Origin of the sequence: Streptomyces sp. ISL-12, from assembly GCF_018614415.1 — a bacterium.
Taxonomy (GTDB): domain Bacteria; phylum Actinomycetota; class Actinomycetes; order Streptomycetales; family Streptomycetaceae; genus Streptomyces.
The window spans coordinates 39,331-51,920 of the sequence record NZ_JAGGOO010000033.1; the positions used below are offsets into that span (position 1 = coordinate 39,331).

9 protein-coding genes are annotated in these 12,590 nt (G+C 71.6%); 6 read left to right on the forward strand and 3 right to left on the reverse strand.

What is annotated here, in order from left to right:
* Window positions 1–26: 26 nt before the first annotated feature.
* On the reverse strand, window positions 27–239 hold the full coding sequence (locus J7I94_RS10035; protein WP_215166639.1) for a hypothetical protein: 213 nt from the start codon (window positions 237–239) through the stop codon (window positions 27–29).
* 80 nt (window positions 240–319) lie between these two features.
* Here J7I94_RS10035 and J7I94_RS10040 point away from each other — a divergent pair, with 80 nt between their 5' ends.
* From J7I94_RS10040 to serA, 5 genes are all read left to right on the forward strand, one after another.
* Window positions 320–3,478, forward strand: a complete 3,159-nt coding sequence (locus tag J7I94_RS10040; protein ID WP_215166640.1) for a bifunctional diguanylate cyclase/phosphodiesterase — start codon at window positions 320–322, stop codon at window positions 3,476–3,478.
* 242 nt (window positions 3,479–3,720) lie between these two features.
* Complete coding sequence (locus J7I94_RS10045; protein WP_215166641.1) at window positions 3,721–5,565, forward strand: acetolactate synthase large subunit; 1,845 nt, start codon at window positions 3,721–3,723, stop codon at window positions 5,563–5,565.
* A 20-nt stretch (window positions 5,566–5,585) separates the two neighbouring features.
* On the forward strand, window positions 5,586–6,110 hold the full coding sequence (gene ilvN / locus J7I94_RS10050; RefSeq protein WP_215166642.1) for an acetolactate synthase small subunit: 525 nt from the start codon (window positions 5,586–5,588) through the stop codon (window positions 6,108–6,110).
* Window positions 6,111–6,216: 106 nt separating this feature from the next.
* Window positions 6,217–7,215, forward strand: coding sequence for a ketol-acid reductoisomerase (gene ilvC / locus J7I94_RS10055; RefSeq protein WP_189234139.1), 999 nt, complete (start codon window positions 6,217–6,219; stop codon window positions 7,213–7,215).
* A 231-nt stretch (window positions 7,216–7,446) separates the two neighbouring features.
* A complete protein-coding gene (gene serA / locus J7I94_RS10060; protein ID WP_215166643.1) occupies window positions 7,447–9,036 on the forward strand; it encodes a phosphoglycerate dehydrogenase in 1,590 nt (529 codons plus the stop codon).
* 169 nt (window positions 9,037–9,205) lie between these two features.
* Here serA and J7I94_RS10065 read toward each other — a convergent pair whose 3' ends face one another.
* Window positions 9,206–10,756 carry an MFS transporter gene (locus tag J7I94_RS10065; protein WP_215166644.1) on the reverse strand — a complete coding sequence of 517 codons (1,551 nt, stop codon included), beginning with the start codon at window positions 10,754–10,756 and terminating at the stop codon, window positions 9,206–9,208.
* A gap of 66 nt (window positions 10,757–10,822) precedes the next feature.
* Between J7I94_RS10065 and J7I94_RS10070 the strand changes: the two genes are divergently transcribed.
* Window positions 10,823–11,407 carry a TetR/AcrR family transcriptional regulator gene (locus tag J7I94_RS10070; RefSeq protein WP_215166645.1) on the forward strand — a complete coding sequence of 195 codons (585 nt, stop codon included), beginning with the start codon at window positions 10,823–10,825 and terminating at the stop codon, window positions 11,405–11,407.
* On the opposite strand, the gene J7I94_RS10075 is transcribed toward J7I94_RS10070, so the two are convergent.
* Window positions 11,349–12,587 (reverse strand): CdaR family transcriptional regulator, encoded by a 1,239-nt coding sequence (locus tag J7I94_RS10075; protein WP_215166646.1) that lies wholly within the window; start codon window positions 12,585–12,587, stop codon window positions 11,349–11,351. The genes J7I94_RS10070 and J7I94_RS10075 overlap by 59 nt on opposite strands.
* Window positions 12,588–12,590 lie beyond the last annotated feature (3 nt).

The window sequence follows — 12,590 nt, forward strand, 5'->3', positions numbered from 1 at the left end:
GAGGGGGGCGACGGGCGATGCACGGCCTATGGACCAACGATCCGACGCGGCGGAGCCGCCGCCGACGGCCCTGGTGTACGGCGGCCCGCGAACGCGGTCGCCACGGCCACCACGGCGGTCGGCACGGCCATCCCAGCCAGCATCACGACCACAGCCATCACGACCACAGCCATCACGGCAACAGCCATCACCACGACCACAGCCATCACCACGAGCACGGTGACCATCAGCGCGGGCACGGCGGCCGTAGCGGCCGGGCCGGCTCGGCGCACCGGGACCCGGGGGTCCCGGGCGCGGCACGGATCGGGAGGCCCAGGTGATGTTGCCACCCCCTCCCGCCCCGACCCTCGACGGAGCGTCCCGGGCGCACTCCGTGCCGGCCTACCGGCCCGCCCGGCCGTCGGCCGGTGACGGCCGGCCCGGACTGGTCGGCCAACTGCTCCTCGCGGCGGTCTGCGCGGCCTACGCCATCGGCTCCGCGCTCGGCTGGGGCTCCCACCGGCTCGCCGTGTTCATGGGCGACTTCGGCCTGGCCGCCGCGGCCGCCGCCGCGGCCGTCTCCTGCTTCCTCTACGCCCGCGCCCGCCATGTCCGCTTCCGGCCGGCCTGGCTGCTGTTCGCCCTCTCCTCGACGATGGCCTGCGCGGGCAACGTGGTCTGGGGGTGGTACGAGGTCGTCCTGCGGCGGCCCGTGCCCGATCCCAGTTACGCGGACCTGTTCTTCCTGTGCTTCGCGCCGCCCGCCATCGTGGGCCTGCTGGTGTTCGCCAAACGGCCGGTGACCAAGGCCGGCTGGGTCTGCCTGGGCCTCGACGCCTGGCTGATCGGCGGCTCGCTGCTGACCCTGGCCTGGAGCCTGGCGCTCGCCCAGGCCGCCGAGGCGGACGGCTCCAGCGTGGCGCACACCGCGCTGTCGCTGGCGTACCCGCTGCTCGACATCGCCCTGGTCAGCATCGTGCTCGCGCTGCACTTCCGGCGCTCCCCGGTGTACCGGTCCGCGGTCAACACCGCGATCGGGGCGCTCGCCCTGACGGTGATGTGCGACGCCCTGTTCACCTCACCGCTGCTGCACAACGACTACCGCTCGGGCCAGTTGCTCGACGCGGGCTGGTTCGCGGGCTCGCTGCTGCTGGCGTACGCCCCCTGGGCCGCCCCGCGGCACGGACAGCGACGGACCGCAGACAGCCCCGACCACACGGACCACACGGGCCGCACGGACCACACGGGCCGAACGGACCGCGCGGGCCGCGCGGACGAATCCGACGGGCACCCGCGCGTGGTGCACGAGCACGTACCCGGCCAGCGCGTCACCGCCCACCGGCCGGCCCCCGTTCCGGGCGGCGAGCACGGCCGCTACCCGGCCGCCCGGCCCATCGCCGGGTCGCTGGCCGCCCTCACGCCCTACCTCGCCGCCGCCGTCTGCACCCTGAGCATCCTCTACAACGTGCTCAACGGCCACAGCGTCGACCGCGTCGTCCTGCTCACCGGCGGCACGGTCGTCCTCGCCCTCGTGGTGCGCCAGGGCATCATGCTGCTCGACAACATCACCCTCACCCAGGAACTGGCCCAGAAGGAGAACCACTTCCGCTCGCTGGTGCAGGGCTCCAGCGACGTCATCATGATCGCCGCGCCCAACGGCATCCTGCGCTACGTCTCCCCGGCCGCCGCCGGGGTCTACGGACGCCCCGCCGAGGAACTCGTCGGCGGTGAACTGGCCGATCTCATCCACCCGGAGGACCTGGGCTGCGTGGTGCACGAGGTGCGCCGCTTCCTCGCCGCCGACCCGGTCGAGGAACCCACCACCCGCATCGAGTGCCGCTTCCGCTCCGGCGGTGGCGGCACCTCCCGCTCGGGCGGAGCCGACGGCGGGGGAGGCTGGCTCAACGTCGAATCCACCGTCAACCGGCACCACGGCGGACTGATCTTCAACAGCCGCGACGTCACCGAGCGCGTGCGCCTCCAGGCGCAGCTCCAGCACAACGCCGAGCACGACCCGCTCACCGACCTGCCCAACCGCGCCCTGTTCACCAAGCGCGTCCAGCAGGCCCTGTCCGGCCGCCGCGCCTCCGACCGGGGCGCCCACCTGCGCGGCACCGCGGTCCTCTTCATCGACCTCGACGGCTTCAAGGCCGTCAACGACACCATCGGGCACCAGGCCGGGGACGAACTGCTCGTCCAGGCCGCCCGCAGACTCCACGAGGCGGTCCGCCAGGGCGACACCGCCTCCCGGCTGGGCGGCGACGAGTTCGCGGCCCTGATCATCGGGGACGGCACCCGGGACCGGGCCGCCCGCGAGGGACACATCCTGGAGCTCGCCGACCGCCTCAGGCTGACCCTCTCCCAGCCCTACCTCATCGACGGCAACGATGTCCGGGTCAACGCCTCCATCGGCGTCGCCTTCGCCGAGCCCGGCCTCGGCGCGGGCGAGCTGCTGCGCAACGCCGACCTGGCGATGTACCGCGCCAAGGCGGGCGGCAAGGGCCGCGTCGAGCTGTACCAGCCGCAGATGCAGCAGGACGTCGTACGCAAGGCCGAGCTGGCCGGCCGGCTGCGGGCGGCGCTGCACGACGGCGAGTTCGCGCTGCTGCACCAGCCGGTGGTGTCCCTGACGGACGGCCGGATCTCGTCGGTCCGCGCCCAGGCGCGCTGGCGGTCCTCGCAGGGCGTCCTGTTCACCACCGCCGAGTTCCTCAGGGTGGCCGAGGCCGGCGACAAGACCGCCGAGCTCGACCGGTGGATGCTCCAGGAGGCCGTGGAACAGGCCGCCGAACGGGTGGCGGCCGGCGTCGGCGTACCCGTGACCGTCCGGATCGCCGCCCGCCGCCTGCTGGACCGCTCGATGCCGGTCGGCTCGGTGGAGGCCCTGCTGACCCGGTACGGGCTGCCGCCGGGCTCCCTGGTGATCGAGCTGTCCGACCTCGACCCCCGGGTCCCCCTGGACGAGCTGGAGCGCCGGCTGAACGCGCTCGGGCGGGCGGGCGTACGCATCGCGCTGGACGGCTTCGGCAGCGGCCACGCGACCGTCACCGCCCTGCGCAGACTCCCCGTGGACATCCTGAAACTCGACCGGACCATGGTCGAGGGGATCGTCGAGTCAGCCCGGCTGTACAAGATCACCAAGGGGCTGCTGCGCATCGCCACCGATCTAGGGCTGAAGACCGTGGCCGACGGGGTGGACCTGCCCGAGCAGGTCGTCGCCCTGCGCGCGATGGGCTGCACCCACGGCCAGGGCATGGCGTTCTCCGGACCGCTCGACGAGCACCGGCTGCGCCGGGCCCTCGCCACCGGCCGCTATCCGGTGCCGCACGGACCGGCCGAGCCGGCCTTCGCGGGCGGGGCGGTCGGCACTGCCGTCGGGACCGTCGCCGGCGGTATCGCCACCGGCCTCACCAGCCAGGTTTCCGGAGCCGTGCCGGTCGTCCTCGGCGGCGGCACGGCACTGCGCTCACATAATGAGACCCCCGTCCCACCCACTTGACAGTGGGTGCGTGCCGGGGGGAGGGTCAGTTCCATGCGCACCCGAATTCTCGTACTTGGTCAGCGCGTCGGCTGAAGCTGGTGACGTCCGGACGACCCGGAATCCCAGCGACCCACACCGGCGCGCTCCCCTCGCTTGCCTTTCGGCACGAGGGGTTTTTTGTTGCACAGGCACCTGCCGCACACCGCACAAACCGCACCAAAACACCCAGCGAAACCCTCAGCATCGAGAAGAGAATGCCGATGACCGAGCAGGCCACCGGGGCCCCTCACCCGCAGCCCCGGCCCCGATCCGGAGGACAGTCCGCGCCCGAGCACGTCACGGGCGCGCAGTCCCTCATCCGCTCTCTCGAGGAGGTCGGCGCCGACACGGTATTCGGCATTCCCGGTGGCTGCATCCTCCCGGCGTACGACCCACTGATGGACTCCACCCGCGTCCGCCACGTCCTGGTCCGCCACGAGCAGGGCGCGGGCCACGCGGCCGAGGGCTACGCGCTGGCCACCGGCAAGGTCGGCGTCTGCATGGCGACCTCAGGACCCGGCGCGACCAACCTCGTCACGCCGATCGCCGACGCGCACATGGACTCGGTGCCGATGGTCGCCATCACCGGCCAGGTCGTCTCCGACTCGATCGGCACGGACGCCTTCCAGGAGGCGGACATCGTCGGCATCACCATGCCGATCACCAAGCACAACTGGCTGGTCACCGACGCCGACGACATCCCCCGGGTCATCGCCGAGGCCTTCCACGTCGCCTCCACCGGCCGCCCCGGCCCGGTCCTGGTCGACATCGCCAAGGACGCCCTCCAGGCGAAGACCACGTTCTCCTGGCCGCCCGTGATGGACCTGCCGGGCTACCGCCCGGTGACCAAGCCGCACGCCAAGCAGATCCGCGAGGCCGCCAAGCTGATCACCGCCGCCAAGCGGCCCGTGCTCTACGTCGGCGGCGGCGTCCTCAAGGCCGGCGCCACCGCCGAGCTGAAGGTCCTCGCCGAGCTGACCGGCGCCCCCGTCACCACCACCCTGATGGCCCTGGGCGCCTTCCCCGACACCCACCCCCAGCACTTGGGGATGCCGGGCATGCACGGCTCCGTCGCCGCCGTCACCGGGCTCCAGAAGGCCGACCTGATCGTCGCCCTCGGCGCCCGCTTCGACGACCGCGTCACCGGCAAGCTGGACAGCTTCGCCCCGCACGCCAAGATCGTCCACGCCGACATCGACCCGGCCGAGATCGGCAAGAACCGCGAGGCCGACGTCCCGATCGTCGGCGACGCCCGCGAGGTCATCGCCGATCTGGTCCAGGCCGTGCAGAAGGAGCACAGCGAGGGCCAGCGCGGCGACTACGCCGCCTGGTGGAAGGACCTCAACCGCTGGCGCGAGACCTACCCCCTCGGCTACGACCGGCCCGAGGACGGCTCGCTCTCCCCGCAGGCGGTCATCGAGCGCATCGGACAGCTCGCCCCCGAGGGCACGGTCTTCACCGCGGGCGTCGGCCAGCACCAGATGTGGGCCGCCCACTTCATCCAGTACGACAAGCCCGCCACCTGGCTGAACTCCGGTGGCGCCGGGACCATGGGGTACTCCGTCCCGGCCGCCATGGGCGCCAAGGCCGGCCTGCCCGACCGGACCGTCTGGGCGATCGACGGCGACGGCTGCTTCCAGATGACCAACCAGGAACTGACCACCTGCGCCCTGAACAACATCCCGATCAAGGTCGCCATCATCAACAACGGCGCCCTCGGCATGGTCCGCCAGTGGCAGACGCTGTTCTACAACCAGCGCTACTCCAACACGGTGCTGCACTCCGGCCCGGACGACGTCAACCCGGCGGCCCGCGGCACCCGCGTCCCCGACTTCGTCAAGCTGGCGGAGGCCATGGGCTGCTACGCCATCCGCTGTGAGGACCCCGCCGACCTGGACAAGGCCATCGAGGAGGCGAACTCGATCAACGACCGCCCGGTCGTCGTCGACTTCATCGTCCACGAGGACGCGATGGTCTGGCCGATGGTCGCCGCCGGCACCTCCAACGACACGATCATGGCCGCCCGGGACGTCCGCCCCGACTTCGGCGACAACGAAGACGACTGAGCGAGAGAGACCAAGAGACCATGTCCAAGCACACGCTCTCCGTCCTGGTGGAGAACACCCCCGGCATCCTCGCCCGGATCGCCGCCCTGTTCTCCCGCCGCGGCTTCAACATCGACTCGCTCGCCGTCGGCGTCACCGAACACCCCGACATCTCCCGCATCACCATCGTCGTGGGAGTGGAGGACCTGCCACTCGAACAGGTCACCAAGCAGCTCAACAAGCTGGTCAACGTGCTGAAGATCGTCGAACTGGAGCCGTCGCAGGCCGTCCAGCGCGAACTCGTCCTGGTGAAGGTGCGCGCCGACAACGAGACGCGCTCCCAGATCGTCGAGATCGTCCAGCTGTTCCGCGCCAAGACCGTCGACGTCTCCCCGGACGCCGTCACCATCGAGGCGACCGGCAGCGGCGAGAAGCTGTCCGCCATGCTCAGGATGCTGGAACCGTACGGCATCAAGGAGCTGGTGCAGTCCGGCACGATCGCCATCGGCCGCGGCGCCCGTTCGATCACGGACCGCTCGCTGCGCGCCCTCGACCGGTCGGCGTGACGCCGAGGGGTGCGGGCACCGCCCGTATTCCGAGACCCCCCACCTTCCCTTCCCCCCACCGGCATACGGTGGGACGCGACACCTGCACACAAGGAGAGAACCCAAAGTGGCCGAGCTGTTCTACGACGCCGACGCCGACCTGTCCATCATCCAGGGCCGCAAGGTCGCGGTCATCGGTTACGGCAGCCAGGGCCACGCCCACGCCCTGTCGCTGCGCGACTCCGGCGTCGACGTGCGCGTCGGTCTGCACGAGGGCTCCAAGTCCAAGGCCAAGGCCGAGGAGCAGGGCCTGCGCGTGGTGAGCCCCTCGGAGGCCGCCGCCGAGGCCGACGTCATCATGATCCTGGTCCCGGACCCGATCCAGGCCCAGGTCTACGAGGAGCACATCAAGGACAACCTGAAGGACGGCGACGCGCTGTTCTTCGGCCACGGCCTGAACATCCGCTACGGCTTCATCAAGCCGCCGGCCGGCGTGGACGTCTGCATGGTCGCCCCCAAGGGCCCGGGCCACCTGGTGCGCCGCCAGTACGAGGAGGGCCGCGGCGTTCCCTGCATCGCGGCCGTCGAGCAGGACGCGACCGGCAACGCCTTCGCGCTGGCCCTGTCCTACGCCAAGGGCATCGGCGGCACCCGCGCCGGCGTCATCAAGACGACCTTCACCGAAGAGACCGAGACCGACCTCTTCGGCGAGCAGGCCGTCCTCTGCGGTGGCACGGCCGCGCTGGTCAAGGCGGGCTTCGAGACCCTGACCGAGGCCGGCTACCAGCCGGAGATCGCCTACTTCGAGTGCCTGCACGAGCTGAAGCTGATCGTGGACCTCATGTACGAGGGCGGCCTGGAGAAGATGCGCTGGTCGATCTCCGAGACCGCCGAGTGGGGCGACTACGTCACCGGCCCGCGGATCATCACCGACGCCACCAAGGCCGAGATGAAGAAGGTCCTCGCCGAGATCCAGGACGGCACGTTCGCCAAGAACTGGATGGACGAGTACCACGGCGGTCTGAAGAAGTACAACGAGTACAAGCAGCAGGACTCCGAGCACCTGCTGGAGACCACCGGCAAGGAGCTGCGCAAGCTCATGAGCTGGGTCGACGAGGAGGCGTAAGCCTCAACGGCAGGGGCCGGGGCGACAGCCCCGGCCCCTGTTGTCCAACCCGTCCAGCCACGGACGGGTGATCCTTCCGTAGCGGCGTAAGACGACGCCCTCGACGCCACTACACTGCTGCACTACATACGCGTCAGGCCCACAGCGTCGTGCGTCTTCCACGCGGCTAGCCAACCTCCACCGCTTGCGGCCGTCGGGACGGCCGTCCGCATTGGACTTGTGAGGACTCACGTGAGCTCGAACCCTGTCGTACTCATCGCTGAAGAGCTGTCGCCCGCGACCGTCGACGCACTCGGTCCGGACTTCGAGATCCGGCACTGCAACGGAGCCGACCGCGCCGAACTGCTGACCGCCATCGCCGACGTGGACGCGATCCTGGTCCGCTCCGCCACCAAGGTCGACGCCGAGGCCATCGCCGCCGCGCAGAAACTGAAGGTCGTCGCCCGGGCCGGCGTGGGCCTGGACAACGTGGACGTCTCCGCCGCCACCAAGGCCGGCGTGATGGTCGTCAACGCCCCGACCTCCAACATCGTCACCGCCGCCGAGCTGGCCTGCGGCCTGATCGTCGCCACCGCGCGCAACATCCCGCAGGCCAACGCCGCCCTGAAGAACGGCGAGTGGAAGCGCAGCAAGTACACCGGTGTCGAGCTGGCCGAGAAGACCCTCGGTGTGGTCGGCCTCGGCCGCATCGGCGCGCTCGTCGCGCAGCGCATGTCCGCCTTCGGGATGAAGGTCGTCGCCTACGACCCCTACGTACAGCCCGCGCGGGCCGCGCAGATGGGCGTCAAGGTCCTGTCGCTGGACGAGCTGCTTGAGGTCTCCGACTTCATCACCGTCCACCTGCCCAAGACCCCCGAGACCCTCGGCCTGATCGGCGACGAGGCGCTGCGCAAGGTCAAGCCCAGCGTCCGCATCGTCAACGCCGCGCGCGGCGGCATCGTCGACGAGGAGGCGCTGTACTCGGCGCTGAAGGAGGGCCGGGTCGCCGGCGCCGGCCTCGACGTGTACGCCAAGGAGCCCTGCACGGACTCCCCGCTCTTCGAGTTCGACCAGGTCGTCTGCACCCCGCACCTGGGCGCCTCCACCGACGAGGCCCAGGAGAAGGCCGGCATCGCCGTCGCCAAGTCGGTCCGCCTCGCCCTCGCCGGTGAGCTGGTCCCGGACGCGGTCAACGTCCAGGGCGGCGTCATCGCCGAGGACGTCAAGCCGGGCCTGCCGCTCGCCGAGCACCTCGGCCGCATCTTCACCGCGCTCGCCGGCGAGGTCGCCGTCCGCCTGGACGTCGAGGTCTACGGCGAGATCACCCAGCACGACGTGAAGGTGCTGGAGCTGTCCGCGCTCAAGGGCGTCTTCGAGGACGTCGTCGAGGAGACCGTCTCCTACGTCAACGCCCCGCTGTTCGCCCAGGAGCGCGGCGTCGAGGTCCGGCTGACGACCAGCTCGGAGTCGGCGGAGCACCGCAACGTCGTCACCGTGCGCGGCACCCTGGCCAACGGTGAGGAGGTCTCCGTCTCCGGCACGCTGGCCGGCCCGAAGCACGTCCAGAAGATCGTCGCCGTCGGCGAGTACGACGTCGACCTCGCCCTCGCCGACCACATGCTCGTCCTGCGCTACGAGGACCGTCCCGGTGTCGTCGGCACCGTCGGCCGCATCCTCGGCGAGGCGGGCATCAACATCGCCGGCATGCAGGTCGCCCGCGCGACCGTCGGCGGCGAGGCGCTGGCCGTCCTGACGGTCGACGACACGGTGGGCTCCGCGGTGCTCGGTGAGGTCGCGTCGGAGATCGGGGCGACGTCGGCCCGATCGGTCAACCTGGTCTAGGTGACCGTCGTCCGGGAGCTGCCGCCCCCGGGCCCCCGCTTCGGGCCCTGAACGGGCCTCGTCCTCACACGCCGGACGGGCTGAGTCGGTCAGCCCGTCCGGCGTTCTTTCGTGCTCTCTGACGCCGGACGGGCTGGGCTGACCACCTGTCCGGCGTGCTCGCGTCCTCTCACACGCCGGACAGGTCGAGTCGCTCGGCCTCCCCGGCGTTCTCGCGTACCCGGATGCCGCGCAGCGCCCGCGCCGCCGGGACCGCCGCCGCCAGCAGCAGTACCGCCCCCGCCACCGCGGCGCCCCGCATCCCGCTGGTGAACGCCTCCCGTGCCGCCGTCGCCAGGGCCTCTCCCGCGGACCCCGGCAACCGGCCGGCCACCGCCAGCGCGCCGCCCAGGGTCTCGCGGGCCGCGTCCGGTGCCGAGGCCGGCATCTCATGGTGGTAGACGGCGGTACCGATGGAGCCGAAGACCGCCATGCTCAGCGCGCCGCCGAACTCCGTGCCGGTCTCCATCAGCGACGAGGCCACGCCCGCCTTCTCCACCGGCGCGGAGCTGAGCGCCAGGTCGGTGAGCTGGGACATCACGGCGACGATGCCGGCGGCCAGGACACCGCACGCGGCCAGCACCAGCCACAGGGAGTCGGTGTCCGCGAGGGCCAGCAGCGCGTAGCCGCTCGCCGCGACGGCGAACCCGGCCGCGACGACATGCGCCCGCTCCACGCCCCGCTGGACCAACTGCGTGGCGATCGGCGCGGCGAAACCGATGAGCACCGAGGGCAGCAGCGCCCACAGCGCCGCCTCCAGCGCGCTCTTGTCCAGCACGGACTGGATGTACTGGGTGGTGAAGTAGGTCGAGCCCATCATCCCCGCGGCCGACACCAGGTTGAGGACGACCGCGGGGGTGAAGCCGCGGCCCCGGAAGATCTCCGGTGAGATCAGCGGGGAGGCCGCCGTGCGCTGGCGGTGCACGAACAGCGCGGCGAACAGCAGGCCGACCGTCACCGACATCACGTACCGCACGTGCCAGCCCTCGGTCGGGATCTCCTTGAGGCCGTAGACCACGGGCAGCACGGCGGCCATCGACAGCGGGACGCTCAGCAGGTCGAAGCGGCCGGGGCGCGAGGTCTTCGACTCCGGGAGCAGGACGGGGCCCAGGAGCAGCAGCAGGGCCATCGCGGGCAGGTTGACCAGGAAGACCGAGCCCCACCAGAAGTACTCGACCAGGACGCCGCTCATCACGGAGCCGAGCGCGATCCCGGCCGTCATCACGCCGGACCACAGGCCGATCGCCTTCGCGCGCTGGCCCGGGTCGGTGAACATGGTGCGGACCAGCGCCATCGTCGACGGCATCAGGGTCGCGCCGCCGATGCCGAGGACCGCGCGGGCGGCGATCAGGGTCTCGGCGGTGTGCGCGTAGGCGGCCACCAGGGAGGCCGCGCCGAAGGCGGCGGCGCCGATCAGCAGCAGCCGGCGGCGGCCGATCCGGTCGCCCACCGCCCCCATGGTCATCAGCAGGCCGGCCAGGACGAAGCCGTAGATGTCGAAGATCCACAGCTGTTGGGCGCCGCTCGGTTCCAGGTCGGCGCTGATGGCCGGGATGGCGAAGTAGAGGACCGAGACGTCCATCGAGACCAGCAGCAGCGGAAGCATCAGCACAGCGAGCGCGGTCCATTCGCGCCTCCCGGCTCGCGTCGGGTTCGTCGTCATGGCGGAGACTGTACGCATGTCTTATACGACTGTCTATGACGATTGTTTAAGACGGCTGTATGTATCCGGGGATAGGCTGGCCGCATGGGACACCGTGAGGATCTGCTCGAAGGCGCCAAGCGCTGCCTGCTCGCCAAGGGGTTCGTGCGCACGACGGCGCGGGACATCGTCAAGGAGTCGGGGACCAACCTGGCGTCCATCGGCTACCACTACGGGTCGAAGGACGCGCTGCTGGCGCAGGCGTACGTGGCGATGGTCGAGGACATGTCCGAGCTGTTCGACGGCGAGATCCGCGGGGAGTCCGGGTCGCTGGAGCGGTTCGCCTCGGTGTGGTCGAACATCATCGGCACCATGCGGGAGCCGGGGTCGATGTGGCGGCTCAGCATGGAGATCGTGGCCATGGGCGACCAGCTGCCGGTGGTGCGGGATCACCTCGCGCGGGCTCAGCGGGAGGGTTCGCGCGGCTTCGTCGCGATGTTCACGGGGGTGCCCGAGGACGATCAGCCGGACGAGGTGATCGACACGCTCGGCAGTTTCTACACGACCCTGATGATGGGCCTCATGGCCCAGTGGACCTTCGATCCGAAGACCGCGCCGGAGGCCGGGCAGCTCACCGAAGGCCTTCGTCAGGTGATCGACGCCGCCCGTGCCGCAGACGGTGCGCCTTGAGCGCCATGTGCAGGAGCAGCCGGTCCTCGCCGTCGTCCAGGTCGAGGCCGGTGAGCTGTTCGACGCGGGAGAGGCGGTAGTAGAGGGTCTGGCGGTGGATGCCCAGTTCCGCCGCCGTGCGGCCGGCCTGGCCGGCCCGGTCGAGGTAGGTCTCGGCGGTGCGGGCCAGTTCGCGGTGGGCGGGGGAGAGCAGCGCCCCCACGGCCGGGTCCCGCGTCGCCTCCGGGGCCAGCCCCGTCAGCAGGCGGTACGGGCCGATCGACGCCCACTCGGCGACCGGGGCGAACCGGGCCTCCGCCAGGGCCGCGCGGGCCGCCGCCGACGCCTCCCGCCAGCCCGTCCCCAGCTCCGCGAGACCGGTACGGGCGGCAGCCACCCCGGCGGCGGAACGGGCGCCCCCGAGGCCCCGCGCCCGCTCCAGCAGCCGCCCCGCCGCGGCCAGGGCCGGGGCCGGTACGTCCACCGAGCGCAGCCGGACCAGCAGCGCCAGCGCGTACGCCGAGACACCCCACGGCACCGTGCACAGCGCCGTCGCCCCCGGCACCGTACGCACCGACGGGGTGTCGTCCGGGTCGGCCGAGGGCCAGGGCGCGACGCACACCACCGTGTGCGGGACCCCGGCGCGCGGCCCGAGCGCGGTGCGCAGTTCGGCGACGGCCATGTCCCGCTGCCAGCCCGGCTCGGCGGTGAGGACGGCCCGCAGCTCCCGGCTGAGGTCGGCGCCGTGCTGGGCCTCGTCGGCGAGCAGCGCCCCGATCCGGGCGGTGACCGTCATGGCGGCGGTCAGCTGCCGCGCGGTCGGCCCCGGATCGGTGTCCAGGAGCCATACGTAACCCAGCGCCACGCCCCGATGGCGTACCGGCAGACAGATCCGGCCCCGGTGCACCCCCGCCTCCGGGGTGGGCGGGATGCGGACCGGGCGGGTGGCCCGGGTGATGCCGAACCCCTCGAACCAGGCGCGGACCGCCGGGGTCGAACGCCGGGTCAGGATCGAGCGGGCGCGCACCGGGTCCAGCGCGGAGGGATCGAGGTCGCCCTCACTGTCGTAGGCGCCGAAGGCGATCAGCTCGAAGTCCCGGTTCTCCAGGGTGGCGGGCGCCCCCAGCAGCTCCGAGACCTCGTCGACCAGCTCCTGGTAGTCACCCTGGGAATCCGACGTCACCCGGGCATTCTCCCCCATCCC

Bases quoted from the DNA above. Each gene is read 5' to 3' on its own strand.
- J7I94_RS10040 (WP_215166640.1), top strand. From the start codon at position 320: ATGTTGCCACCCCCTCCCGCCCCGACCCTCGACGGAGCGTCCCGGGCG.
- J7I94_RS10065 (WP_215166644.1), bottom strand. From the start codon at position 10,756: ATGCGTACAGTCTCCGCCATGACGACGAACCCGACGCGAGCCGGGAGG.
- J7I94_RS10070 (WP_215166645.1), top strand. From the start codon at position 10,823: ATGGGACACCGTGAGGATCTGCTCGAAGGCGCCAAGCGCTGCCTGCTC.
- J7I94_RS10075 (WP_215166646.1), bottom strand. From the start codon at position 12,587: ATGGGGGAGAATGCCCGGGTGACGTCGGATTCCCAGGGTGACTACCAG.
- J7I94_RS10045 (WP_215166641.1), top strand. From the start codon at position 3,721: ATGACCGAGCAGGCCACCGGGGCCCCTCACCCGCAGCCCCGGCCCCGA.
- ilvN (WP_215166642.1), top strand. From the start codon at position 5,586: ATGTCCAAGCACACGCTCTCCGTCCTGGTGGAGAACACCCCCGGCATC.